General features: G+C 73.7%; 22 protein-coding genes. 10 read left to right on the top strand and 12 right to left on the bottom strand.

The annotated features are described in order from the left end of the window. Window positions 1-59: 59 nt before the first annotated feature. The 4 genes from IO30_RS0122870 to IO30_RS0122855 all read left to right on the top strand — a co-directional run bounded on the left by IO30_RS0122870 (window position 60) and on the right by IO30_RS0122855 (window position 2,886). A complete protein-coding gene (locus IO30_RS0122870; RefSeq protein WP_031145613.1) occupies window positions 60-1,211 on the top strand; it encodes a lipid-transfer protein in 1,152 nt (383 codons plus the stop codon). 14 nt (window positions 1,212-1,225) lie between these two features. Beyond that, window positions 1,226-1,672 carry a Zn-ribbon domain-containing OB-fold protein gene (locus tag IO30_RS0122865; protein WP_031145611.1) on the top strand — a complete coding sequence of 149 codons (447 nt, stop codon included), beginning with the start codon at window positions 1,226-1,228 and terminating at the stop codon, window positions 1,670-1,672. Then, window positions 1,669-2,445 carry an enoyl-CoA hydratase/isomerase family protein gene (locus IO30_RS0122860; protein WP_031145610.1) on the top strand — a complete coding sequence of 259 codons (777 nt, stop codon included), beginning with the start codon at window positions 1,669-1,671 and terminating at the stop codon, window positions 2,443-2,445. Before IO30_RS0122865 ends, IO30_RS0122860 begins: the two co-directional genes overlap by 4 nt. 69 nt (window positions 2,446-2,514) lie before the next feature. Beyond that, the gene (locus tag IO30_RS0122855; protein WP_157853359.1) at window positions 2,515-2,886 is read left to right on the top strand and encodes a hypothetical protein; all 372 of its coding nucleotides are present in this window, start codon (window positions 2,515-2,517) and stop codon (window positions 2,884-2,886) included. Here the strand turns inward: IO30_RS0122855 and IO30_RS45535 are convergent. Beyond that, window positions 2,883-3,371, bottom strand: coding sequence for a hypothetical protein (locus tag IO30_RS45535; protein WP_157853358.1), 489 nt, complete (start codon window positions 3,369-3,371; stop codon window positions 2,883-2,885). The two genes, IO30_RS0122855 and IO30_RS45535, sit on opposite strands and share 4 nt — an antisense overlap. A gap of 145 nt (window positions 3,372-3,516) precedes the next feature. Between IO30_RS45535 and IO30_RS0122840 the strand changes: the two genes are divergently transcribed. Beyond that, complete coding sequence (locus IO30_RS0122840) at window positions 3,517-4,035, top strand: hypothetical protein (RefSeq protein WP_051902522.1); 519 nt, start codon at window positions 3,517-3,519, stop codon at window positions 4,033-4,035. A gap of 130 nt (window positions 4,036-4,165) precedes the next feature. Here the strand turns inward: IO30_RS0122840 and IO30_RS0122835 are convergent, their stop codons facing one another. From IO30_RS0122835 to kbpA, 3 genes are all read right to left on the bottom strand, one after another. After that, on the bottom strand, window positions 4,166-4,660 hold the full coding sequence (locus IO30_RS0122835; protein WP_031145601.1) for a peptidylprolyl isomerase: 495 nt from the start codon (window positions 4,658-4,660) through the stop codon (window positions 4,166-4,168). 79 nt (window positions 4,661-4,739) lie between these two features. Beyond that, window positions 4,740-7,163, bottom strand: a complete 2,424-nt coding sequence (gene afsK, locus IO30_RS0122830) for a protein serine/threonine kinase AfsK (protein WP_031145599.1) — start codon at window positions 7,161-7,163, stop codon at window positions 4,740-4,742. A 157-nt stretch (window positions 7,164-7,320) separates the two neighbouring features. Continuing rightward, window positions 7,321-8,115, bottom strand: coding sequence for an AfsK-binding protein KbpA (gene kbpA / locus IO30_RS0122825; protein ID WP_031145598.1), 795 nt, complete (start codon window positions 8,113-8,115; stop codon window positions 7,321-7,323). 330 nt (window positions 8,116-8,445) lie between these two features. Between kbpA and IO30_RS0122820 the strand changes: the two genes are divergently transcribed. Next, entirely contained in the window at window positions 8,446-9,093 is a 648-nt protein-coding gene (locus IO30_RS0122820; protein WP_031145597.1) for a TetR family transcriptional regulator, read from the top strand. A gap of 98 nt (window positions 9,094-9,191) precedes the next feature. Here the strand turns inward: IO30_RS0122820 and IO30_RS0122815 are convergent, their stop codons facing one another. Further along, window positions 9,192-9,665: a nitroreductase family deazaflavin-dependent oxidoreductase gene (locus IO30_RS0122815; RefSeq protein ID WP_031145595.1), complete on the bottom strand. Its 474-nt coding sequence runs from the start codon at window positions 9,663-9,665 to the stop codon at window positions 9,192-9,194. Further along, entirely contained in the window at window positions 9,665-10,942 is a 1,278-nt protein-coding gene (locus IO30_RS0122810) for an acyl-CoA dehydrogenase family protein (protein ID WP_051859591.1), read from the bottom strand. Before IO30_RS0122810 ends, IO30_RS0122815 begins: the two co-directional genes overlap by 1 nt. 131 nt (window positions 10,943-11,073) lie before the next feature. Here IO30_RS0122810 and IO30_RS0122805 point away from each other — a divergent pair, with 131 nt between their 5' ends. Continuing rightward, window positions 11,074-12,303, top strand: coding sequence for a thiolase C-terminal domain-containing protein (locus IO30_RS0122805; RefSeq protein WP_031145592.1), 1,230 nt, complete (start codon window positions 11,074-11,076; stop codon window positions 12,301-12,303). Between the two features lie 15 nt (window positions 12,304-12,318). On the opposite strand, the gene IO30_RS0122800 is transcribed toward IO30_RS0122805, so the two are convergent. Further along, entirely contained in the window at window positions 12,319-12,900 is a 582-nt protein-coding gene (locus IO30_RS0122800; RefSeq protein ID WP_157853357.1) for a hypothetical protein, read from the bottom strand. A 24-nt stretch (window positions 12,901-12,924) separates the two neighbouring features. On the opposite strand from IO30_RS0122800, the gene IO30_RS0122795 reads away from it, so the two are divergent. Continuing rightward, window positions 12,925-13,635: a pyridoxine/pyridoxamine 5'-phosphate oxidase gene (locus IO30_RS0122795; RefSeq protein ID WP_031145590.1), complete on the top strand. Its 711-nt coding sequence runs from the start codon at window positions 12,925-12,927 to the stop codon at window positions 13,633-13,635. 22 nt (window positions 13,636-13,657) lie between these two features. Here IO30_RS0122795 and IO30_RS0122790 read toward each other — a convergent pair whose 3' ends face one another. The 5 genes from IO30_RS0122790 to IO30_RS0122770 all read right to left on the bottom strand — a co-directional run bounded on the left by IO30_RS0122790 (window position 13,658) and on the right by IO30_RS0122770 (window position 18,098). Beyond that, window positions 13,658-15,388, bottom strand: a complete 1,731-nt coding sequence (locus IO30_RS0122790; protein WP_031145589.1) for a hypothetical protein — start codon at window positions 15,386-15,388, stop codon at window positions 13,658-13,660. 150 nt (window positions 15,389-15,538) lie between these two features. Then, the gene (locus IO30_RS0122785) at window positions 15,539-16,585 is read right to left on the bottom strand and encodes a CU044_5270 family protein (RefSeq protein ID WP_051902520.1); all 1,047 of its coding nucleotides are present in this window, start codon (window positions 16,583-16,585) and stop codon (window positions 15,539-15,541) included. Then, window positions 16,582-17,148 carry an RNA polymerase sigma factor gene (locus tag IO30_RS0122780; protein WP_063768227.1) on the bottom strand — a complete coding sequence of 189 codons (567 nt, stop codon included), beginning with the start codon at window positions 17,146-17,148 and terminating at the stop codon, window positions 16,582-16,584. Before IO30_RS0122780 ends, IO30_RS0122785 begins: the two co-directional genes overlap by 4 nt. A gap of 66 nt (window positions 17,149-17,214) precedes the next feature. Then, window positions 17,215-17,649: a Zn-ribbon domain-containing OB-fold protein gene (locus tag IO30_RS0122775; RefSeq protein WP_031145584.1), complete on the bottom strand. Its 435-nt coding sequence runs from the start codon at window positions 17,647-17,649 to the stop codon at window positions 17,215-17,217. Then, on the bottom strand, window positions 17,646-18,098 hold the full coding sequence (locus IO30_RS0122770; RefSeq protein ID WP_031145583.1) for a DoxX family membrane protein: 453 nt from the start codon (window positions 18,096-18,098) through the stop codon (window positions 17,646-17,648). The genes IO30_RS0122775 and IO30_RS0122770 overlap by 4 nt, the downstream gene beginning before the upstream one ends. A gap of 215 nt (window positions 18,099-18,313) precedes the next feature. Here IO30_RS0122770 and IO30_RS0122765 point away from each other — a divergent pair, with 215 nt between their 5' ends. Together IO30_RS0122765 and IO30_RS0122760 are read left to right on the top strand one after the other, a co-directional pair. Beyond that, a complete protein-coding gene (locus tag IO30_RS0122765; RefSeq protein WP_031145581.1) occupies window positions 18,314-19,492 on the top strand; it encodes a flavin-containing monooxygenase in 1,179 nt (392 codons plus the stop codon). Window positions 19,493-19,658: 166 nt separating this feature from the next. Then, window positions 19,659-21,893 (top strand): acetate--CoA ligase family protein, encoded by a 2,235-nt coding sequence (locus IO30_RS0122760; RefSeq protein WP_031145579.1) that lies wholly within the window; start codon window positions 19,659-19,661, stop codon window positions 21,891-21,893. Window positions 21,894-22,036 lie beyond the last annotated feature (143 nt).

Raw genomic sequence — 22,036 nt, 5'->3', positions numbered from 1 at the left:
CGTCAGATTAGCTGTAGCCTTCGCGGCTGTCAGTACTGGTGCACCCCCCGGAGGTGGCGATGGCGGCAACGCTCAAGGACGCTACGGCGATAGTCGGCATCGGGCAGACCCCCTTTGCCAGACAACTGCCCCAGTCCGAGAAGGAACTGGCCTGCCGGGCCATCCTCGCGGCGCTCGCGGACGCCGGGATCGATCCGTCCGAGATCGACGCCTTCTCCTCCTACACCATGGAGGAGACCGACGAGGTCGAGGTCGCCAAGGCCATCGGCGCGGGCGACGTCACCTTCTTCTCCAAGATCGGCTACGGCGGCGGCGGTTCCTGCGCCACCGTCGGCCACCTCGCGGCCGCCGTCGCCACCGGCCAGGCCACCGTCGGCGTCGCCTGGCGCTCGCGCAAGCGCGGCTCCGGCCCGCGCCCCTGGAAGAACACCGCCGTCCAGCTCCCCACCCCCGGCCAGTGGACCCGCCCCTTCGGACTGCTGCGCCCGGCCGACGAGATCGGCATGCTGGCCCGGCGCTACATGCACGAGTACGGCGCCACCCGCGACCACCTCTTCAACGTGGCCATGGCCTGCCGCAACCGGGCCAACGAGAACCCGGCCGCCATGATGTACGAACGCCCGCTGACCCGCGAGATGTACATGACCTCCCGCATGATCAGCGACCCGCTCTGCCTCTTCGACAACTGCCTGGAGACCGACGGCGCACTGGCCTGCGTGATCGTCTCCGCCGAACGGGCCCGGGACTGCCGGCAGAAGCCCGTCTACGTGCACTCCGTCGCCCAGGGCCTGCCCGCCCAGCACCACGGCATGGTCAACTACTGGAACGACGACCCCCTCTCCGGCCCCGCCTGGACCGCCGCCCGGCACCTGTGGAAGCAGGCCGACTTCGGCCCCCAGGACGTGGACGTCGCCCAGATATACGACGCCTTCACCCCTCTCATCCCGCTCTCCCTGGAGGGCTACGGCTTCTGCGGGCGCGGCGAGGGCGCCGCCTTCACCGAGGGCGGGGCCCTGGAAATGGGCGGCCGGCTCCCCATCAACACCGGCGGCGGCGGCCTCAGCGAGGCGTACGTGCACGGCTTCAACCTGATCAACGAGGGCGTCAAGCAGCTGCGCGGCGTCTCCACCGCCCAGGTACCGGACGCCGCGACCTGCCTGGTGACGGCGGGCGAAGGCGTCCCGACGTCCGCGATCCTGCTCCGCGCCTGAGGAGGCGACGCCCGATGACCACCGCTCCCGACCAGCTGCTGCTCCCCGTGCCCGACGAGGACGGCGCCCCCTTCTGGGAGTACGCCGCCCGTGGCGAGCTCCGCGTCCAGGCCTGCACCGCCTGCGGCCGGCTGCGCTTCCCGCCCCGCCCCTGCTGCCCGCACTGCCGGTCCTTCGACAGCGAGTGGCGGCTGATGTCGGGCCGCGGCCGGATCTGGTCGTACGTCCGCCCGCATCCGCCGCTGCTGCCCGCCTACGCCGCCCAGGCCCCGTACAACGTGATCCTCGTGGAGCTCGCCGAGGCCCCGCAGATCCGGCTGGCCGGGAACCTCGTCTCCTGCGCCGACGCCCCCCTCGACTCGGTGGACCCGGCCCGGCTGCGCATCGGAGCCCGGGTCCAGGTGGTCTTCACCGGGACGGGCGGGATGACCGTGCCGCGCTGGATCCTGGAGAAGCCGTGAGCGTACGGGTGGAGCGGGACCCGGCGAGCGGCGTCGCGGTCGTCACCCTGGACCGGGAGCACCGGCACAACGCCGTCGACCTGGAGACGGCCGCCGAGCTGGCCGAGACGTGGCGGGCGTTGCGGTACGAGCCGCACGTGCGGGCGGTGGTGCTGACGGGCGCGGGCACCGCCGCCTTCTGCACCGGCATCGACCGCGGCGTCCAGGTGCCGCAGCCGGCCTCCCCGTACTCGGCCGACGACCCGCTGCTGGCGATCGGCCCCAAGTCGGGCGACCTGTGGAAGCCGGTGATCGCCGCAGTCAACGGCATGGCCTGCGGCGGGGCCTTCTACCTGCTGGGCGAGGCCGACTTCCTGATCGCCTCGGAGACGGCCACCTTCTTCGACCCGCACACCACGTACGGGATGGTCAGCGCCTACGAGGCCGTCTACATGGCGCAGCGGATGCCCTTCGGCGAGGTGGCCCGGATGTCCCTGATGGGCACGGCGGAACGCCTCACGGCCCGGCGGGCGCACGAGATCGGGCTGGTGTCCGAGCTCACCGGGCCCTCGGAGCTGCTCCCGGCGGCCCTGCGCGCCGCCGGGACGCTGGCCGGCCTGCCGACGGAGGCCGTGCAGGGCACCGTACGGGCCCTGTGGTCGGCCAAGCAGGCCGCGCTCCAGCAGGCCCTCGCCCAGGCCCCGGCGCTGATCGCGCTGGGGAACCTGGCTCCGGAGAGGCAGGCGGAGCTGTTCGCGGGGCGGAAGGGGGCGCCGGAGCCGAGACTGCGGTGACCCACGGGCCGGCCCTCTCGTCCACCGGCTACCGGCTACCGGCTACCGGCTACCGGCTACCGTGGGCGCATGTCCATGGTTCCGCCTGAGGTGGCGTCCTTCGTCGCCACGGCGTCCCGGCTGTCCGGAGGGACGCTGGACGCGATCCGGTGGGCCACCGCCACGGCGGTGGCATCCGGCGCGTACGACCAGGGCGCCGTGCCCGGGCTTTCCGCCGCGGAGTTCAGTGCGCTGAACAGACAGGTCCGCGATGCCTTCGCCCCGCGCGGCGAGGAGCTCAGGGCCGGACACCCGGGCGGCGGGCTGCGGTCCGCCATCGGGTGCACGACCCGGACCGCGCAAGCGATCTGGAAGCGCGAGCGGCTGACCGCCGGCCAGTACGCCTCCCTCACCGAACCGTTCTCGGTCCACGGCGTCCCACTGCCGGCCGGTGCTCCCTAGGACTTCTCGATGGTCCCGACCGTGCAGTTCTTCACCTGGGCGGCCGTGTTCGGCAGCGACAGGGCGACGGTGACCGTCTTGGTCTCGCGGGCCTTGAGCGTGACCCGCACGGAGGCGGTGTCGAGGGCGCCCCGCTGAGCGTCCTGGAAGATCACGGGGACCTTGACGGTGCGCTGCGCGTCGACGTCGGAGGTGACCTTCACGGTGGCCTCCGTCCTGCCCGGGCCCGCGCAGGTGACGACGACGGCGTGGGCGGGAGGACCCGTCCTGCTCGGCGAGGGGGTGGCGGAGCTGCCGCTGCCGCTGCCGCTGCTGTGCGTCTTCTTCTTGCTCTTGGAGCTGGAGCATCCGCCACCGCTGCTGCTCTTGCTCTTGCTCTTCCCGCTGCTGCCGCTGCCGGATCCGCCGCTCGACGAGAACCCCGTCAGCGCGAACACGACGGCCACCAGCACTGCGGTGAACCGGACACGACGTCCTACGTCCATGGTGTGACCCTTCCCCCGAAGACAACGGGCGGGACCCTACCAGGGAGGGTGCGCGGGGCCCATGGGCAAGGCGCCGTCCCGGCATGCGGGGGCCGGTGGCCGGGCGTAGCGTCAGGACCGGGGACCCTGTCTCGGAGGGCCGGGCATGATCCGCAACGTACTCGGTTCGCTGATGGGTCTCATCGGAGCGGCGGCCGCCGTCCGGAGCCCCTTCCGTGCCTGGTACGACGGCCGTCACGGACGCGACTACCGCGTCGAGGAGCTCTTCTCCTCCGCGGGGATCACCGATGCCCGGGCCGCTCTGCTGGCGTCGCTGCTGCTGCCGCTCCTGTTCGCCGTGCTGCTCACCCTGTGCGCGGTCGTGCTCCGCTCGCGGCTGCTCATGGCGCTGGCCGGGGTGGTCGTCCTCGGTTTCGCCGTCCTGTGGATGGTCCGCCAGGGCCAGGCCGCGGGGGGTCTGTCGGTGGGCGGTGACGGCCGGGGGCTCGGGGACGGTCTGGCCCATGCCTTCGGCGGCGGCGCCCTGCTCCTGCTGGCCGCGGCCGTGATGAGCGGCCGCCCGAAGCGCGGGCGCCGCCGGGACCTGCCTCAGGTGGAACCGGCGCCGCGGACGGGGCCGTACACCGGCCCGCAGGACCCCTACGGGGCGCCGCCGCAGGGCTGACCGCCCGGGCCGGGGCCGCAGGGGCGCCCGTAGGCCGTCCCGGCGCCCGGCGGGACCGTGCGCGGACATGACGGCGGCCCCGGCCCCCGGGAAGGGGGCGGGGCCGTCCAGTCGTACGGGCCGGGCCGGATCAGGCCTCGACGACGCCCGAAGCCGCGATCTCGATCTTGGCCTTGGTGCCACCCGACTGGGAGCCCAGGGACTCGATCTTGTCGACGATCTCGGTGCCCTCGACGACCTCGCCGAAGACGACGTGCTTGCCGTCGAGCCAGCCGGTGACGATCGTGGTGATGAAGAACTGCGAGCCGTTGGTGTTGCGGCCGGCGTTCGCCATCGACAGCAGGTACGGGCGGTCGTGCTTGAGGTCGAAGTTCTCGTCCGCGAACTTCTCGCCGTAGATGCTCTTGCCGCCGGTGCCGTTGTGGTTGGTGAAGTCACCGCCCTGGAGCATGAACTGCGGGATGACGCGGTGGAAGCCGGAGCCCGCGTAGCCGTAGCCGTTCTGGCCGGTGGCCAGCTCGCGGAAGTTGCGGGCGGTCTTCGGAACGACCTCGTCGAACAGGTTGAAGACGATGCGGCCCGCGGGGGCACCGTCGATGGTGATGTCGAAGAAAACGTTGCTCATGGGGTCCATCCTGTCACTCCCGGTGCGCTGCGCGACTCAGCGGGGCCCCGACGCCGTCGGGCGGCGGGCCCCGCCCGCGTCAGGTGCTGGTACGGGTGCCGGTGCCCTTCGCCGCGTCCAGGGCGTACACGCAGCGGTCCTTGCTGCACGCGTACACCACGCCCGCCTCCGCGACCGGGGCGCCGGTGATCTCCCCGCCGGTCGCCAGCTTCCAGCGGAGCTGGCCGCCCGCTGCATCCAGGGTGTACAGGCAGTGGTCCGCCGAGCCGAAGTGCACCCGGCCGTCCGCCACGGCCGGCAGGCCGGTGATCTCGCCGCCCGCGGCGAAGCGCCACTTCGGGGTGCCGGTGACCGCGTCGAGCGTGTACAGGGCGCTGCCCGCGCCGAGGTGGACGTTGCCGTTGGCCACCAGCACCGGGTCCGTGGAGGACCGCGTCTCGGTGGCGATGCGCCAGCGGTCCTTGCCGGTGGCGGCGTCCAGGGCGTAGACGGTGCCGAGGTGGTCGGCGAGGTAGACCCCGCCCCCGGTCACCGCGGGGCCCGGGGCGAAGGCCGGGGGCGCCAGGAACACGGCGGGGGCCTCGAAGTGCCAGCGGACCCGGCCCGAGGCCCGGTCCACGGACAGCACGCGGGTGCCGGCGCTGACGTAGACGTTGCCGTCGGGGGCGGGGGTGACCCGTACGGGGACGTTCCCGCAGGACCCGGCGTCGCCGACCGGGTAGGACCAGGACTCGCGGCCGGTGCGGGCGTCGAGGGCGCGCAGCCGCGCGTCCTGCCACACGTACACCGTGCCGTCGTGCAGGACCGGGGCGGCTTCCGGGGTCTCGAAGTCGCTCTGGGCGCCGGTCAGCTCCCACAGCTTCTGGCCGTTCGAGGACTCCCAGCCCTGGACGCCGCCGCCGCGGGTGGCGGTGATGACGGTGCCCCGCTCGGCGCGCAGGGCGTACACCCAGGCGTCGGTGGACAGCCGCCAGCGTTCGGAGCCGTCGGTGGCGTCGAGCGCGTAGAGGGAGGGGCCGTCGGAGGCGTGGATGCGGCCGTCGGAGACGGCCATGGACCAGGCCACGTCGCGGGTCTTGAACTGGCGGCGGCCGCTGGCCACGTCCAGGGCGTGCACCTCGAAGGAGGTGACGTAGAGCAGGTCGCCGGCGACGGTGGGGGTGCCCCAGACCTCGTTGGACATGCGGAAGCGCCACGGGCGCCAGCGGCCGCTGTCCGGAGCCGGGCCGGGGCCCGGCACGGCCGGGCCGGTGGCGGGAGCGGCGACGGACGCGGCGGACGAGCCGCCCGGGGGGCGGATCCAGCCGGTCGCCGAGTCGGCGGCGCCGTGTCCGGCGGGGGCCGCGGCGGTGGCGCGCGGGCCGGGCCCGATCGGCACCGGGGAGCCGCCGAGGCGGACGGGGTCGCCGGAGTGGACCGGGGACATGGGCGGGTGCTGCGGGCGCTGCGGCACGGCCTGGCCCGTACGCGGGTCCAGCCAGGGGTCGACGCCGCGCTGGCGGCGGTGCGTGGCCGGGCCGGAGAGCGGTCCGCGGGATCCCGCGCCGGAGCCGGAGCCCGGGCGGGACGCGGGGCCGGGCGAGGGGACCACGGGTGCGGGGGGCGTACGGTTTCCCGCCCGCCGGGCCTCGATCATCGCGACGGCCCGCCCGGGCAGCCACGCGGAGGCGGTCCCGCTCTCGTCGTCGCCCTCGAAGAGGTGGGGGGCCAGCTGGGCCTGGAGGTCGGCCGGGGTGGGACGCAGGGTGGCGTCCATCTGCATGCAGGAATCGATCAGCGGCCGCAGTTCCTCGGGCAGCCCCTCCAGGTTGGGCCCCTCGCGCAGCAGCATGAAGACCGTCTCCACCGGGTTGGCCCCGCTGTAGGGAGGGTGGCCGGTGGCGGCGAAGACGAGGGTGGAGCCGAGCGAGAAGACGTCGCTGGCGCCCTTGACGCTGCGCGAGTCCTTCGCCTGCTCGGGCGACATGTACGCGGGGGTGCCGACGGCGACGTTCGTCATGGTCAGGCGGGTGTTGGAGACGCCGCTGGCGATGCCGAAGTCGATCACGCGCGGCCCGTCCTCGACGACGAGGACGTTCGAGGGCTTCAGGTCGCGGTGGACCAGGCCGGCGCCGTGGATGGACTGCAGGGCCTCGGCGATCCCGGCGGCGAGCCACCGTACGGCCTGCGCGGGCATGGGCCCGCACTCGTTGACGATCTCCTCCAGGGAGGGGGCCGGGACGTAGGCGGTGGTCAGCCACGGGACGGCGGCCCGCGGGTCGGCGTCGACCACGGCCGCGGTGTAGAAGCCGGACACGGCGCGCGCCGCCTCCACCTCGCGGGTGAAGCGCACGCGGAAGAGCTGGTCCTCGGCGAGCTCGGTGCGCACCGTCTTGATCGCGACACGCCGTCCGGACGCCGACCGCGCGAGATAGACCAGCCCCATGCCGCCGGCGCCGAGCCGTCCCAGCACCTCGAAGGGGCCGATCCGTCTCGGGTCGTGCTGCGTCAGCTGCTCCACCACTCGCCTCCACACCTCCCCGTACGGGTCCTCTCTCCGGACCCGTTTCCACCAGCACGCGCACCGGCGCGGGGCCTGGCCCCGCGCAGCGTCTCACCCCCGGGCGCCGCCCGGGTCGCGCAACCCGATTCTGTCAGGCCCGCGCGGGGTACGGCCCCGGCTACGCGGCCGGGTTCGTCCTGGGTTCCGACAGGAGCCCGAAGACGGCCCCCTGATTGTCGGCGACGACGGCGATCCGGCCGTACGGCGTGTCGAAGGGATCGGCGGTGACGCGCCCGCCGAGGCGCTGCACCGTGATCACGGCCTGGTCGCAGTCCGGGACGGCGAAGTAGGCGAGGAAATGCGCGGGCATGATCGCCGGGAAGGCGTCGGTGATCATGCTGCGGCCCATGACGGCGGTGTCCGGTCCGGGCGCCTTGCCGGGCGGGGACCAGATGCGGTAGTCGACCCCGGCGTCGTCCTGGTCCTGCGGGACGTAGCCGAAGACCTTGGCGTAGAAGTCGTCGACGGCTTCGCGGGCCCGGGTGTACACCTCGGTCCAGCAGTAGCTGTTCGGTTCCTGCTGGGCCTCGAAGCCGTGGTGGGTGCCGGGCTGCCAAAGGCCGAAGACGGCCCCGCCGGGGTCCGCGGCCATCCCGGCCGTGCCGTACGGGCCGACGGGCATGGGGTCCATCACGAGCTGGCCGCCCGCGGCGCGGATGCGCTGGGCACAGGCGTAGGCGTCGGAGGTGTACAGGTAGATCCCCCATACGGTGGGCATCCGGCCGTCGGGCTTGGGGGCGAGGGCGGCGACGTTGCGCCCGTGGCTGTAGGCCTGTGTGTAGCCCCCGTACTCGGCGCCCGCACTGCCGCCGAAGGTCCACCCGAAGAGCTCGCCGTAGAAGCGCTTGCCCGCCTCGACGTCCGGAAGCGAGGCGTCCACCCAGCAGGGTTCGCCTTCCGCGAATGCGGCCATGAGCCCGGTTCCTTCCGTTGTGCGGGGGTGTGTACCCTCCCACTTCTCCCAGCCATGATCCGCCCGAAAACTTGTCCACAGCCTGTTGATAAGACTAATCGGGGGAAATCTCGCGGAACGGGACGACGCGCCCGACGGCGGTCCCGGCGGTGTGCCCGGCGGCACGCTCGCGCCCCGCCGGCGCCGCGTCGGCGCCGTACGGGCGCCACGCCCGGCCGAAATCCGCGTCCGCGGCCCGCCCCGACGGGCTCCCGCCCAGGCCAATGACCCCGTAACCCCATTTGCAGGCGGCCGAATAGCGCGCCGATCACCCCTCGGTAAGCTGACGGCATGACAGGACAAGTACGCACCGTCGACGGGCGTGTCGCCGGCCGGCGCGGCCAGGCGACGCGGCAGAAGCTGCTCGACTGCCTGAGCGAGATGCTCAGCTCCTCGCCGTACCGCGACGTCAAAGTGATCGACGTCGCCCGCAAGGCCGGCACCTCCCCCGCGACCTTCTACCAGTACTTCCCGGACGTCGAGGGCGCCGTCCTGGAGATCGCCGAGCAAATGGCGACCGAAGGCGCGCAGTTGACCTCGCTCGTCGAGGGCCGCACCTGGGTCGGCAAGGCCGGCTGGGCGGCGGCCGAGGAACTCGTCGAGGGCTTCCTGGACTTCTGGCGGCGCAACGACGCGATCCTGCGGGTCGTCGACCTCGGCGCGGCCGAGGGCGACAAGCGGTTCTACAAGATCCGCATGAAGATCCTGAACTCGGTCACCAACTCCCTCACCGAATCGATGAAGGAGCTCCAGGCCAAGGGCAAGGTCGACAAGGACCTCAGCCCGGCGGCCATGGCCGGTTCCCTGGTCGCCATGCTGGCTGCGGTCGCCTCGCACCAGAAGGGCTTCCAGACCTGGGGCGTCAAGCAGGCCGAGCTCAAGCCGAACCTGGCCCTCCTCGTCCACCTGGGCATCACCGGCAAGAAGCCGACCAAGTGACGGCGGACCCTCCCCGGGTCCGCCGCCCTCCACGCCGGCCCGGCCGGCCCCGCCCGCACACCCACCCCGGGTGACGGCACCTCACGAACTGCCTGCGATCAGCGACGCTCCAGGCGGAACAGCCGGATCTCGCGCTCGATGCGCGCCTGGTACGTCGCGTACGGCGGCCAGAACTTCAGCACCGCACTCCATGCCGTCGCGCGTTCCTCGCCCTCCAGCAGCCGGGCCCGCACCGCGATGTCCTGGCCCTTCCAACTCACGTCCGCGTCCGGGTGCTTGAGCAGGTTGCCGGTCCACGCCGGGTGCCCGGGCCGGCCGAAGTTGGAGCCGATCAGCAGCCAGCTCGTCCCGCCGTCCTCCGGCATGCAGGCGAGCGGGGTGGTGCGCGGCTCGCCGGTCCTGGCGCCCTTGGCGGTCAGGATCACGCCCGGCAGCATCTGGGCGCTGAGCAGCACCCTGCCCCGGGTGAGCTTGTGCACGGCGCGGTCCATGGCGGGGATGAAGTGCGGTGCGATCTTGGCGAACAGCATGGTCGAGGAGACCTTCTGCATCAGCTTGACGCCGGGAGCCATCAGACGGCCACCCTTTCGGTGAGGGATGTCGGGGCGGTCGCGGCCGCGGGCGGGTGCGCCGTCGCGGGCTCGGTCGCGGACTCGGTTGCCGGTCCGGTCGCGGAGGCGTGCGCGGGCGCGAACAGGCCCGCGCGGTCCGCGGCGTGCGCGCGCAGCCGGTGCACGGGGCCGAACAGCAGCTCGTCGGCGGCGGCCCGTTTGAAGTAGAGGTGCGCGTCGTGCTCCCAGGTGAAACCGATGCCGCCGTGCAGCTGGATGGCCTCGCCCGCGGTGATCCGCAGGGCCTCCAGGGCCTGGGCGAGGGCGAGGCCGCCCTGCTCGGGGTCCCAGGCGGCGTAGTAGGCCGCCGACCTGGCCGCCTGCACCTGTACGTACAGGTCCGCGAGGCGGTGCTTGACCGCCTGGAACGAGCCGATGGGGCGGCCGAACTGCTCGCGCCGGCGCACGTACTCCACGGTGCGGGCGAGCGCCTGCCCGGCCGCGCCGACCGCCTCGGCGGCCAGGGCCGCGCAGGCGGTGCGCCCGGTGGCGGCGAGGGCGCCGAGCACGTCCGCCCCGTCCTCTCCGAGCAGCTCCGCGGGTACGTCCCGCAGCTGGATCCTGGCCTGCGGGCGGGTCTCGTCGAGGACGGCCTGCCGACTGCGGACGAGGCCGGGCGCGTCACCCCGGACCAGGAACAGCAGGGTGCGGCTGCGGGCGAAGCCACCGGTGTGCGCGGCGACGAGCAGCACGGAGGCACTGTGCCCGTCGAGCACCTGGGCGCTCTCCCCGTAGAGCCGCCAGCCGTCGCCGCCCGCGTCGGCGCGGGCCTGCACCCCGCCGGCCCGGCCGCCCCCCGACCACTCCCCGTCGGTGTTGTCGCCGGTGAGCGCGAGCGCGGTGGCCAGGGCCGGGCCGGGGACGGCGAGGGCGGCGGTCAGCCCGCCCGCCGCGAGCGGGGGCAGCAGCGCGGCGCGCTGGGCCTCGGTGCCGAGGGCGGTGATCAGCGGCACGCCGAGCACGGCGGTGGCCAGCAGCGGGGAGGGCAGCAGTGCCCGCCCGGTCTCCTCGCAGGCCAAGGCCAGGTCGGCGGGGGTGCAGCCGACGCCGCCGTACTCCTCGGCGACGGCGGTCCCGGGCAGCCCGAGCTGCCGGGCGAGCTGCTGCCACAGCTCGTGATCGTGTCCGGCGGCGGTGCGGACGGCGGCCTTGACCTCGTCCGGGCCGCAGCGTTTGCCCAGGATCTCGCGCAGGGTGCGGCGCATCTCGTCCTGCTCCGCGGTGAAGGCGGCATCCATCGTCGGGCTCCTCCCCGTGTCTGACGGGCCGTCATGTTAGGCCCGGCGGGGACAGATGCACAGGGGGCGGCGGGGGCGGGTTGCACGGCAAGGTCTAGCATCTGACGTCTCGTCAGATATACCGTCCTTCCATGCCTGGACTCACATCTGGACCCACCTCCGGACCCACCTCCGGACTCGTATCCGGACCCACGGCCCGCCCCCGCCGCAGGGTCGCGGTGGCCGGCGTCGCCCTCTCCGACTGCGGGCGGGTGGACGGCCCCACCCCCTACGCCCTGCACGCGCAGGCCGCCCGCCGGGCGCTCGCCGACTCCGGCCTGGACCGCTCCGTCATCGACGGCTTCGCCTCGGCCGGCCTCGGCGTCCTCGCACCGGTCGAAGTCGCCGAGTACCTGGGCCTGCGCCCCACCTGGGTCGACTCCACCTCCGTCGGCGGCTCCACCTGGGAGGTCATGGCCGCCCACGCGGCCGACGCCATCGCGGCCGGGCACGCGAACGCCGTCCTGCTGGTCTACGGATCCACCGCCCGCGCCGACATCAAGGCGCGGCGCCGGACCTCGAACCTCTCCTTCGGCGCGCGCGGGCCGCTCCAGTTCGAGGTCCCGTACGGGCACACCCTGGTCTCCAAGTACGCGATGGCCGCCCGCCGCCACATGCACGAGTACGGCACGACGCTGGAGCAGCTCGCCGAAGTGGCCGTCCAGGCAAGGGCGAACGCGGCCACCAACCCGGACGCGATGTTCCGCGAGCCCATCACCGTCGAGGAGGTCCTCTCCGGGGACATGATCGCGGACCCCTTCACCAAGCTGCACTGCTGCATCCGCTCGGACGGCGGCTGCGCGGTGCTCCTGGTGGCGGAGGACTACGTACCGGACACCGCCAAGGCACCCGTGTGGATCCTGGGCTCGGGCACCTCCGTCTCCCACACCACCATGTCGCAGTGGGACGACTTCACCGTGTCCCCGGCCGCGGTCTCGGGCCGGGTCGCCTTCGAACGGGCGGGCCTCACCCCCGCGGACGTGGACCTCGCCGAGATCTACGACGCCTTCACCTACATGACCCTGGTGACCCTGGAGGACCTCGGCTTCTGCGCGAAGGGCGAGGGCGGCGCCTTCGTGGAGAAGGGCCGCCTGCTGCGCGAAGGCGAGCTCCCGGTCAACACCGACGGCGGCGGCCTCTCGGCCTGCCACCCCGGCATGCGCGGCCTCTTCCTCCTGGTCGAGGCCGTCCGCCAGCTCCGCGGCGAGGCGGGGGCGGGCCAGGTGACCAAGTCCGGCGGCCGGCTGCCCGAGGTGGCGCTGGCCTCGGGCACGGGCGGCTGGTTCTGCTCCTCGGGGACGGTGATCCTGGGCCGGGACTGACCCCGGCCCCGCTCCTCACCAGACCAGGCTGCTCAACGGGCGGCCCTGCGGGGAGAGTTCGATCAGATGCGGCTGGTGGTCGAAGTCGATCAGGCGGATGACGTCCGGGGAGGCCCATTCCGCGTCGCGGACGCCCTGCGGCCAGGGCACCAGCTCGTCGAACCGGGCCACCGGCCAGCGGCGGGCCGTCGGGAAGCTGCCGTCGTCCACGTAGACCTCCCAGACCGGGTCGGTCAGCGCCGAGGTGCGCTCCACCACCAGGCGGCGCGCGACGCCGTCCGGGGCCGGCACGTCGTACTCGACGGAGGGGAAGGGGTCGGTCGCGATCAGGTAGACCGGGACGCACGACGCACCCAGGACGACCGCCCACACCAGACCGTGGGCCGCAGCCGTACGCAGGCCCTTGCGGCGGGAGGAGAGTCCGGCGGCCCCGGCCAGGGCGAGGGCCGCGAGGGAGCCCACGACCAGGGGTTCGTCGAGTTCGGCCAGCAGGGCGTATCCGCCGGGCCGGTGGTACAGCGGGGCGAGGACCGCCGCCCCGGCAAGTATCGCGGCGAGGGCGAACAGGGCCCTCGCCACACCTCTGTGCACGTTCATGGGCCCGCACCCTAGCCTGACGCCATGACGAGCCAGAACAGCGAGACCGACGGCAGGGGCGGCGAGGAGTTCCGGGCCGCCCTGCACTCCCTGCGCGTATGGGAGAACCCGCTCCCCGCCTTCGACACCGGGGCCGCGCCGGACGCGCCCCTGCCGCTGTTCCGGGAGTGGTTCCTGCACGCCGCCGCGGCGGGGCAGCCCGAGCCGCACACGATGAGCCTGGCGACGGTGGACGACCGGGGACGGCCCGACGTGCGCATCCTGATGCTGCACGACGCCGATGCCCGCGGCTGGCACTTCGCCTCGCACTCCACCAGCGCCAAGGGCAGGCAGCTGGCCGGGCAGCCCGAGGCCGCGCTGGCCTTCTACTGGCCCGCCGTGGGCCGGCAGGTGCGCATCCGGGGCCGGGTCACCGCGTGCGGGCAGGAGGAGAGCCGGGCGGACCTGGCCGTACGCTCGCGCGGCGCGCTGGCCGCGGCACTGACGGGACGGCAGAGCGAGCCCCTCGGCTCCCGGGAGGAGCTGGAACGGGCCTCGGCGGCCGCCTGGGCGCGTGCCGAGGCGGAACCGGACGCGCCGGCCCCGACCTGGACCCGGTACGTCCTGGAGCCCGCCGAGGCCGAGTTCTTCCAGGGCGACGCCGCCCGCCGCCACACCCGGCTGCGCTACCGCCGCAAGGACGGGACCGACGCGAGCGACGCGAACGGCTGGCTCCGCGAACTGCTGTGGCCTTAGCGACGGACACCGGCAAGGGGCGTCACGCCGTGGGACGGCGCCGCTTGCCGGTGCCCGCGACGAGCGCGGCGCCCATGGCGACGGCGAGGCCCGCACCCCCCAGGGCCCAGCTGGTGGCCGGGTCGGCGCCGGCGGTGGCCAGCTTGCCGCCGCCCGCCGTGGCGCCCTGGCCCGCGGCCGGGCCGGAGCCGCCGTCGGGCTTCGGCTGGTTGCCGTTGCCGTTGCCGTTGCCGTTGCCGCCGTTCTGACCGCCGGCGGCGGGATCGGCGGTGCCCGCCGCGAGGATGTGCGTCGGGAGGGACTGCGTGCTCGACGAGACGAACTCGCCCTTGTCCGTGTGCGCGTAGCCCCCGAACATCAGGTGGAAGGCTCCGGAAGTGGTGTCCTCGGTGAAGCGCAGGCGCAGCTTCAGCGTGGTCTTCGCGCCGGCCCCCAGCGACACCTCGCCGAGGTCGCCGCCCATGACTTCCTCGGAGCCGTCGATCGCGACGTCGTACCAGCCGTCGGCCCCGTAGGCCTGGAGCTTGACCTGCGCGGGCGTCACCCACGGGCCCTCGTTGAAACCGCGCCCCATGCGGGCGGAGACCAGGAAGTCCTTGAGGTCCGGTCTGCCCGCGTTGTCCAGGTGGAGCTGGAGCTCCTGCCAGTCCGCGCCCGCCCGGAAGCCGCCGGCGGGGATGCCGTCGACGCTCACCTTCGGGCCCTCGACCTCGACGGCACCGGAGCCGGAGGCGACGTGGGAGGAGTACGTGGCGGTGTCGGCGACGGCGCCGCCGTGGTGGGGGTTGCCCGACCCGAAGACGTTCAGCGCGAAGGAGGTCTGGGGGGTGTCCCCCGCGAACCGGACCCGCAGGACCAGGTCCCGCTGCTCACCGGCGCCGTATTCGCCGCCGAAGTTGAAGATCCGGACCTTGCCGTTCTCCTTGGTGACCTCGATCGGCTCCCAGTAGGTGGTGCCGTCGGTGGTCCTGGCGAAGTACTCCACCTCGACCTGGTCCGGCCGGACCTCGGCGTGCTGCCCGACGAGGTCGACACCGAGGTGGAACTCGCCGGTGCCGGGGCGCCCGGAGTTGTCGACCTTCAGGGTGAGGGTGCGCCAGGTGGCGTCACCGGCCTTGAAGCCGTTCTCCGGCAGGCCGGAGAGGCTGAGCCCCGGGGCCTTGGCGGCCTGCTCCTGGCGGGTGGTCTTCGATGTGTACTGGGCCGTGCGGGAGTTGACGTCCTTGCGGTTCGTGCCGGTGACCTGGATCCGCAGCGGGGAGGCGGGGGCGTCGGCGGCCACGCGCACGCGCACGGGTATCTGGATGGACTTGTCCTGGGCGACGGGGATCCCGGACAGCACGTCGAACGACGCGGTCTGCGGGCCCGGTCCGGCCTTGCGGTCGGCGGGCTGCCACACGCCGGCGTAGCGGTGCTCGACCTCGATGTGCGCGCCCTTGACCGCGGGGTCGGTGCCGGAGAAGGACATGCCGATGTCGTAGCTCGACAGGTCCTTCCCCTCGCTGTTGTCCATGCGCAGGGTGAGGTCGGTCCACTCGCCGCCGGCCTCGAAGCCGTCCTCCGGCAGACCGTCGAGCGCCAGCCGGGGGCCGTTGTAGGCCGTCTCGGAGCCCGCGGCGTCGCCCTTCGGGTCGGTGTCCGGGGTGGTCACCGCCGGGTTCTTGACCTCGTCGGCCATCGCGGGCGTGGCCATCAGGACGCTGGGGCCGACCACCGCGGCGGCGGCCACGACCGCCATGCGCTTGAACTTCATCTGTGCTGCTTCCCCTCGTACCGGCTCCGGACGCGCTGATGGGCGCGTCCCCCGCGGAGCCTGGTCACCGATCGCTGTGAACGCGGTCAGACTAATTCAGCTGCGGGGCACCGGAATCCAGTCCGCGTCCCGGGTCCGCACCGGCCCGCGCTACGGGGTCCGCCCGGCCCGGTCCACGACCCCCCGGCCGACCACCGCCACCGAGGTCACCGGCGTACCGGCCGTCCCCCACGCACTGTCCTCCAGGAGGACCGTGCGCTCGCCCAGCAGGCGCAGGCTGTCCCTGTCGAAGATCCATTCCGTGCGCTCGGCGTCGTGGACCCGCGCCACCGCCACCCCCGTCCGCCCGGCGGCGTCGGTCGCCTCGGGCACCAGGACCACGCCGGGGATGCGGGCGGCGGCCCGGTAGAGGGCGGCGCTCACGCCGGGCGGGGCCTCCGCGGTCCGCAACAGGTCACCGATCATGACGAACGCCTGCTGGTCGGGACCCGTGGTAGAGCCCGAACCCGCGCCATGGCCGCGGCGGGCCTCGGCCCGGATCAGCTCCAGCAGCCGGGCGGGATCCGTGGGGAGGGAGGCGAGGAAGCGGTACGTGGGATTGCCCAGGCCGGGCTTCCCCGCACCCGCACCCGCACCGGGCACAGTCGCGCTCCCCCGCGCGGTGCGCGTGAGGGTGCCCGCCGACCCGTCCACGGACACCCAGCGCTCGGCCGATTCGTCCGTGCGGGCCGCCTCCATGGCGCCGTTCGCGGTCTCCGACAGGGAGGTGGAGTGGCCGGTCGTCCGCGTGTAGAGGAACTGCCCGTCCCGGACGGCCGGATCGGGCTCCGCCTGCGCCGCGAGCGCCACCCGGTCCAGCAGGTGCACGGCCGCCGGTTCGCTCCGGGCGGCGGGTGCCTTCGCGCCGGAGCCTCCGTCCGTGAGGAGGGCGACGGTCAGGGCCAGGGCGCAGGTGGCGGCCCCGGCCGCGAGGGCCAGCGCCAGGGGGCGGCGGGTCCGCGTCCGCGCTCCGGACCAACGGCTCGCGGGCGTACGGGCGCCCGGCGTACGGGCCTGCGCGCGCGCCTCGTTCAGCAGGTGCTCCCTGATCCGGAGCTCGCCCTGGAAGGGCAGCTCCGCGTCGCAGAGCCCCGGCAGCCGGCTGCGTACGTCGGCGCGGTCCGCGTCGGCGGAGTGGTCGGAGCGGGCGGCGTTCACAGGTTTCCCTCCCGTGCGGCGGGGGACACGGGCAGGCGTCCGGGGGCTGGGGGCTGCGCGAGGCGGGCGTCCGTGAGCCGGCGCAGGCGGGCGCGGGCCCGGGAGAGGCGGGAGCGCACGGTGCCCACGGGCACCCCGCAGGCCCGCGCCACCTCCTCGTGGCTGAGGCCGGACCACACGTGCAGCAGGAGGGCTTCGCGGTCGGCGCGCCGCAGCCGGTCCAGCACGGCGAGGGCCGCGGCGGCCTGCGCCGCGTCGGCGAGCCGGGACACGACGGCGTCCGCGGGGTCGGGCACGGCTTCGGGCGGCGGGAGGCGGGTCATCGCGTCCCGGTGACGGCGCGCCGTCCTGCGGGTGTTGCGCATGACGTTCGTCGCGATCCCGAGGAGCCACGCCCGGTGGCTGGTGACGGAGTCGAGCGTGTCGCGGAGCCGCCACGCCTGGAGGAAGGTGAGGGAGACGACGTCCTCCGCCCCGGCCCGGTCGGCGGTCATCCGGACGGCGTGCGCGTACACCGCCCGGGCGTGTGCGTCGTAGATGTCCGCGAACAGTTGGTGGTCCACACCGGGTAGTGTCCGCAGGCGCCCGGGCGTTGCACGTGACCTACGCCACTGCCCCTGCGGCCTCGTTCACTGCGGAACCGGCGGGCGGAACACCGCCACGGCCACGCCGTCCGCCGCTTCCCGGAAGGTGACCTCCAGCTCCATCCCGATCCGCAGGTCCCCCGGCGCGCAGTCGACGACCTCGGTCATCATCCGCGGCCCCTCCGCCAGGTCGACCACCGCCGCCGTGTACGGGACGCGCGCCCCGAAGGGCGGGAGGTCGTTGCGGTGGATGACCGACCAGGTGTAGAGGGTCGCCCGGCCGCTCGCCGGCTCCCAGGTGACGCGGTCCTCCCCGGCCCAGCAGGACGGGCAGAACTCCCGCGGGTAGTGGTGCGCCCGACCGCAGTCGGCGCAGCGGCGCAGCAGGAGGCGGCCCTCGGCGGCCGCGTCCCAGTACGGGCGGGTGAAATCGTCCGTCTCGGGGAGGTCGAAGCGGGCGGTGTCCGGCGGCGGGGTCACAGGAAGAGTCCGATCGACGCGTCGAGGGACCAGGTCTGCCAGCTCATGGCGAGGAGCGCGACGAGGGAGATGAGCGCCATCATCGCGTTCTGGCCCTGCTCGGCCCAGTCGTGGATCATCAGCACGAGGTAGAGCAGGTTGAGCAGCAGCCCGCCGATCAGGGCGACCGGGGTCAGGAAGCCGAGCACCAGGCCGAGTCCGAGGGCGAGTTCGGCGTAGACCACGACGTAGGCCATCAGCTTGGGGCGCGGCTGGACGACCTTCTCGAAGCCGCCCTTGACGAAGGACCAGCGGTGCTTGCCCGCGACGTCCGCGGCCCAGGCGATGCCGGTGCCGCGTTCGAACCAGCCCTTCCTGTCCTTGTGCCGCCAGCTCTCCAGCCACCACAGGCCGAGGCCTATCCGGAGCACGGCGAGCCATTCGGCCCCGCTGAGCCAGACGGTCTGCATCTGCAGCCTCCACCCCTCGCACCATTGATCTGACGGTACGTCAGTTCAGCGGATCCGCGGCGATCGCGCAAGGCCCCGGCGGCCACGGCGCGGCAGCCCCGCCGCCCGAGCCCCGCAGCTGCCCCGCCCCCCGCCCCGCCGCCGTGATCGATCCGCAATCGATTCCCTCCTTGACCGAGACCCATCAACGCTGCGTGGCGATACGATCACACCTCATGCCCGCAGTCCCCGCAGCACCTGATCTGACCACCCAGCCCCGCCCCGTGTACGTCATCGGAGCGGGCCCCGGCGGCCTCGCCGTGGCCGCCGAACTGCGCTCCCGCGGGATCCGCGCGGTGGTCGTGGAGAAGTCCGACGCGGTCGGTGCCTCCTGGCGCCGCCACTACGACCGGCTCCACCTGCACACCACGCGCCGCCTGTCCGCCCTCCCGGGCCTGGCCGTACCGCGGCGCTTCGGACGCTGGGTCTCCCGCGACGACCTGGTGCGGTACCTGGAGAAGTACGCCGAGTTCCACGAGCTGGAGCTCGTCACGGGCGTCGAGGTGACCCGGATCGAGCCCGCGGCCGAAGGCGGCGGCTGGACCCTGCACGCCACCGGCGGCCGGGTGCTGTCGGCCGGAGCCGTCGTCGTCGCCACCGGCTTCAACCACACCCCCGCCCTGCCCGACTGGCCGGGCCGCGAGGCGTACACCGGACGGCTGCTGCACGCCGCCGACTACCGCGCCCCCGGGCCGTACGCGGGCCAGGACGTCCTGGTCGTCGGCGTGGGGAACACCGGCGCCGAGATAGCCGTCGACCTCGTCGAGGGCGGGGCCGCGCGGGTCCGCCTCGCCGTGCGCACCGCCCCGCACATCGTGCGCCGCTCCACCGCGGGCTGGCCCGCCCAGCGCACCGGGATCCTCGTGCGGCGGCTGCCCGTACGGCTCGTGGACCGGCTGGGGGCGCTCGTCGCGAAGGCCTCGGTCCCGGACCTGTCGGCGTACGGGCTCCCGCGCCCGCAGAGCGGCCTGTACAGCAGGGCCCGGCAGGGGGCCATCCCCGTGCAGGACGTCGGCCTGATCGATGCGGTCCGCAGCGGCAAGGTCGAGCCGGTGGCCGCGGTCGCATCCTTCGAGGGCGCCGAGGTGGTCCTGGCGGACGGCTCGCGGATCACCCCGGACGCAGTGATCGCGGCCACCGGATACCGGCGCGCCCTGGAGGGGCTGGTCGGTGACCTCGGCGTTCTCGACGAGCGCGGGCGGCCCCGTACGCACGGTGCGCGCACCTGCGCCCAGGCTCCCGGCCTGTACTTCACCGGCTTCACCAACCCCATCAGCGGCATGCTGCGGGAGCTGGCCCGGGACGCCGGGAAGATCGCCGAGGCGGTGTCCCGCCGGCTGCGCGACCTGGCCTGAAGGGCGCTCTGGACCCTCGCGGCGGGAATCTGACACCGTTCACCACATCTCCTCCACCAGCTTTCCTGCGCAGCCCTGTTCCTGACGGCACGTCAGTTCAGTAATCTGACTACACGTCAGTTATTGAGGTTCCATCGATGTTCATCGAGCAGGAGCGGGCGGAACGATGCTTGGATCTACTCACGGCACCCTCACCACCGACTTCCGCGCACGCGTCGAGGCCTGCGGGGAGTCCCCCAGGACGGCGGTCCACTCCACGGCGGCACCGTCCACCGAGGACGCGGTCCCGCTGGACGTGAGCGGACGGCCCCTGCACTCCGACGTCCCCGACCTGGACCGGTTCTTCCGGCCCGAGTCGGTGGCCGTCGTCGGCGCCTCCGACGCCGAGGGCAGACCGAACACCGGCATCACCCGCCAGCTCATCGCCTGGGCGGAGCGCGTCGGCGCGCGGATCCACCCGGTGCACCCGACCCGCGAGTCCGTCTTCGGCCTGCCCTGCGCGCCGCGCGTGAGCGACCTGCCCGAGGAGGTGGACCTCGCGGTCCTCCTCGTCGCCGACCCGCTCCCCGTCATCGAGGAACTGGCCGAGATGAAGGTGAAGTTCGCCGTCGCCTTCGCCTCCGGCTTCGCCGAGACCGGCGACGAGGGCGCCGCCGCCCAGGCCCGGCTCGCCGCCGCCGTCGGCCGCTCGGGGCTGCGCCTGCTGGGCCCCAACACGAACCTCAACGCCTTCCAGGAGTTCCGCGACGACCTCGACGGCCCGGCCATCGCCCTGATCACCCAGTCCGGCCACCAGGGCCGCCCCGTCTACACCCTCCAGGAGCTGGGGATCCGGCTCTCCCACTGGGCGCCGACCGGCAACGAGGCCGACCTGGAGACCTCCGACTTCATCTCCTACTTCGCCGGACAGCCCGAGGTCGGGGCGATCGCCTGCTACGTGGAGGGCCTCAAGGACGGCCGGTCCTTCCTGCTCGCCGCCGACCGGGCGGCGCGGGCCGGGGTCCCCGTGGTCGCCGTCAAGGTGGGCCGCACCGAGACCGGCGCCCGCATGGCCGCCTCCCACACCGGGAAGCTGACCGGCGCCGACACCGTCGTGGACGCCGCCATGCGGCAGTTCGGCGTCATCCGCGTCGACGGTCTCGACGAACTCCAGGACACCGCCGCCCTGCTCGCCCGGGCCCGCCGGCCCCAGGCCGAAGGGGTCGTCGTCTACTCCATCTCCGGCGGCACCGGAGCCCACTTCTCCGACCTGGCCACCGAGGCGGGCCTCACCCTGCCCACCCTCTCCGAGGCCAAGCAGCAAGAACTCCACCAGTGGATCCCCGGCTACCTCAACGTCGCCAACCCCGTCGACAACGGCGGCCACCCGGTCGGCGACTGGCGCGGCCGCAAGATCATCGACGCGATCCTGGCCGACCCGGCCGTCGGCGTCCTGATCTGTCCCATCACCGGCCCCTTCCCCCCGATGAGCGACAAGCTGGCCCAGGACCTCGTGGACGCGGCCGAGCAGACCGACAAGCTCATCTGCGTCATATGGGGCTCCCCCGTCGGCACCGAGGAGGCCTACCGCACCACCCTGCTGGGCTCCTCCCGGGTCGCCACCTTCCGCACCTTCGGCAACTGCATCACCGCCGTACGGGCCTACCTCGGCCACCACCGCTTCACCACCGGCTACCGCTCCCCCTTCGAGGACGCACCCCGAACCCCCTCGCCCTCCTACCGCAAGGCCCAGGCCCTGATGCGCCCCGGCCAGCAGCTCAGCGAGCACGCGGCGAAGCAGCTGCTGCGCGCCTACGGCATCCGGGTCCCCCGGGAACAGCTCGTCACCAGCGCGGCGGCCGCCGTCCGCGCCGCCGGGCTGGTCGGCTACCCGGTGGTGATGAAGGCCTCCGGGCCGCAGCTCGCGCACAAGACGGAGCTGGGCCTGGTGAAGATCGGCCTGACCTCCGCCAGCCAGATCCGCGACGCGTACCGGGAGCTGACCGACATCGCCCGCTACGAGAACGTCCCGCTCGACGGCGTCCTCGTCTGCCAGATGGTCGAACGGGGCGTGGAGATGGTCGTCGGCGTCACCCAGGACGACCTCTTCGGCCCCACCGTGACGGTCGGCCTCGGCGGGGTCCTCGTGGAGGTCCTGCACGACGCGGCGGTCCGCGTGCCGCCGTTCGGCGAGGACCAGGCGCGGACGATGCTCACCGAACTGCGCGGGCACGCCCTCCTGGAGGGCGTGCGAGGCGCACCCCCGGCCGATGTCGACGCCCTGGTGGAGGTGATCCTCCGGGTCCAGCGCATGGCCCTGGAACTGGGCGACGAACTCTCCGAACTGGACATCAACCCCCTGATGGTCCTCCCCCGCGGCCAGGGGGCGGTAGCCCTGGACGCCCTGGCCATCTGCCGCTGACCCCACCCAGGCCCGCCTCCTGACCCCGCCGGGGGGCGGGACCGAGGGCCCGGGCCGCCCTCCCGGCACCGCCGGTAGGCAGGCCGAGCGCCAGGTCCCAGGCAGCTTTCCGACCCTGCCGGGGGGGGCAGGCCGGGGCTCAG

It is taken from the genome of Streptomyces xanthophaeus, assembly GCF_000725805.1.
GTDB classification, from domain to species: domain Bacteria; phylum Actinomycetota; class Actinomycetes; order Streptomycetales; family Streptomycetaceae; genus Streptomyces; species Streptomyces xanthophaeus.
The sequence above is the reverse complement of the archived record's forward strand: the minus strand, read 5'-3'. Positions and strand labels throughout refer to the sequence as shown.

Bases quoted from the DNA above. Each gene is read 5' to 3' on its own strand.
- IO30_RS0122870 (WP_031145613.1), top strand. From the start codon at position 60: ATGGCGGCAACGCTCAAGGACGCTACGGCGATAGTCGGCATCGGGCAG.
- IO30_RS0122865 (WP_031145611.1), top strand. From the start codon at position 1,226: ATGACCACCGCTCCCGACCAGCTGCTGCTCCCCGTGCCCGACGAGGAC.
- IO30_RS0122855 (WP_157853359.1), top strand. From the start codon at position 2,515: ATGTCCATGGTTCCGCCTGAGGTGGCGTCCTTCGTCGCCACGGCGTCC.
- IO30_RS45535 (WP_157853358.1), bottom strand. From the start codon at position 3,371: ATGGACGTAGGACGTCGTGTCCGGTTCACCGCAGTGCTGGTGGCCGTC.
- IO30_RS0122840 (WP_051902522.1), top strand. From the start codon at position 3,517: ATGATCCGCAACGTACTCGGTTCGCTGATGGGTCTCATCGGAGCGGCG.
- IO30_RS0122835 (WP_031145601.1), bottom strand. From the start codon at position 4,660: ATGAGCAACGTTTTCTTCGACATCACCATCGACGGTGCCCCCGCGGGC.
- kbpA (WP_031145598.1), bottom strand. From the start codon at position 8,115: ATGGCCGCATTCGCGGAAGGCGAACCCTGCTGGGTGGACGCCTCGCTT.
- IO30_RS0122820 (WP_031145597.1), top strand. From the start codon at position 8,446: ATGACAGGACAAGTACGCACCGTCGACGGGCGTGTCGCCGGCCGGCGC.
- IO30_RS0122815 (WP_031145595.1), bottom strand. From the start codon at position 9,665: ATGGCTCCCGGCGTCAAGCTGATGCAGAAGGTCTCCTCGACCATGCTG.
- IO30_RS0122810 (WP_051859591.1), bottom strand. From the start codon at position 10,942: ATGGATGCCGCCTTCACCGCGGAGCAGGACGAGATGCGCCGCACCCTG.
- IO30_RS0122805 (WP_031145592.1), top strand. From the start codon at position 11,074: ATGCCTGGACTCACATCTGGACCCACCTCCGGACCCACCTCCGGACTC.
- IO30_RS0122800 (WP_157853357.1), bottom strand. From the start codon at position 12,900: ATGAACGTGCACAGAGGTGTGGCGAGGGCCCTGTTCGCCCTCGCCGCG.
- IO30_RS0122795 (WP_031145590.1), top strand. From the start codon at position 12,925: ATGACGAGCCAGAACAGCGAGACCGACGGCAGGGGCGGCGAGGAGTTC.
- IO30_RS0122790 (WP_031145589.1), bottom strand. From the start codon at position 15,388: ATGAAGTTCAAGCGCATGGCGGTCGTGGCCGCCGCCGCGGTGGTCGGC.
- IO30_RS0122770 (WP_031145583.1), bottom strand. From the start codon at position 18,098: ATGCAGACCGTCTGGCTCAGCGGGGCCGAATGGCTCGCCGTGCTCCGG.
- IO30_RS0122765 (WP_031145581.1), top strand. From the start codon at position 18,314: ATGCCCGCAGTCCCCGCAGCACCTGATCTGACCACCCAGCCCCGCCCC.
- IO30_RS0122760 (WP_031145579.1), top strand. From the start codon at position 19,659: ATGCTTGGATCTACTCACGGCACCCTCACCACCGACTTCCGCGCACGC.